Annotated in this window: 2 protein-coding genes; both read right to left on the bottom strand. The window is 39.0% G+C overall.

Annotation, left to right across the window (positions count from 1 at the left end; translation table 11 throughout):
• On the bottom strand, positions 1–782 hold a 782-nt coding region (locus H8S01_RS13865; RefSeq protein ID WP_186837541.1), incomplete at its 3' end, for a flagellin.
• 215 nt (positions 783–997) lie between these two features.
• Positions 998–1171 (bottom strand): flagellin (locus tag H8S01_RS14510; protein WP_279287888.1); only part of this gene is annotated, 174 nt, incomplete at its 5' end.

The following is a 1171-nucleotide window of genomic DNA, read 5'->3' as shown; positions in this document are numbered from 1 at the left end:
GACTGACCTGCCTGAGCAAGGATATTGTTCTTGCTGTACTCAACCATTTCACTAGCCATATCTGTATCACGGATACGTGATTCAGCTGCCTGTGTATTCTCACTTGTTGTGTTAAGGTTATTGATAGTATGCTCAAGTCTGTTCTGGATAGCACCGAGTTTTGAACGTGTATCAGATACTGTCTTGATAGCAGCCTGAATTGTCTTCATTGCTGCACCTGCACTTGAGAATGCTGATACTTTTAATGAAACCTTACCATCTGTACCTGCAAGACCAAGCTTTGAAGCACTCATCTTTGCAATAGATACACTGATTGACTGGCCAGACATAGCACCAACCTGAAGCTTGAGTGCCTTTGATGAGAATGTACCGTCTAAGAGGTTCATTGAGTTGAACTGTGTTGTAGACTGAATTCTGTCAATCTCACTTGTAAGCTGATTCATTTCCTGCTGGATAGCTTCTCTATCAACAGATGTATTAGTATCGTTAGCTGCCTGTGTAGCAAGCTCGTTCATTCTCTGTAAGATTGAATGTGTCTCATTAAGAGCACCTTCTGCTACCTGTACAAGAGAGATACCATCCTGTGCATTTGAAGCAGCTTTGTTAAGACCTCTGATCTGGCTTCTCATCTTCTCTGAGATTGAAAGACCAGCTGCATCATCTGCTGCTCTGTTAATCTTGTAACCTGATGATAACTTTTCTGTTGACTTTGACATTGCACTTGATACTGTGCCCATCTGTCTGCTAGTGTTCATTGCTGATAAATTATGCTGTACTACCATAACTATAATCCTCCTTGATTCAAACAATCCAATTATTTATTTTAAAATTAATAAAAGTGATTCTATTAATCCTATTAACTATTAATCACTCATTTGTATTATATATCGGAGATTTTTTTTATTCCTTAACCCCTAAATTTAAATTTTTTAATTTTTTTGCATAAAAAAACCGCTGCCTTGCGGCAACGGTTTTTTTATTATAGTAGTGCTTATAATTAGCCGAGGAGTGAAAGAACACCCTGTGTCTGCTGGTTAGCCTGTGCAAGCATAGACTGACCTGCCTGAGCAAGGATATTGTTCTTGCTGTACTCAACCATTTCACTAGCCATATCTGTATCACGGATACGTGATTCAGCTGCCTGTGTATTCTCACTTGTTGTGTTAAGGTT

The organism is Lachnospira hominis (ex Liu et al. 2021), assembly GCF_014287955.1.
GTDB classification, from domain to species: domain Bacteria; phylum Bacillota; class Clostridia; order Lachnospirales; family Lachnospiraceae; genus Lachnospira; species Lachnospira hominis.
This window is presented reverse-complemented; position numbering and strand designations above follow the sequence as displayed.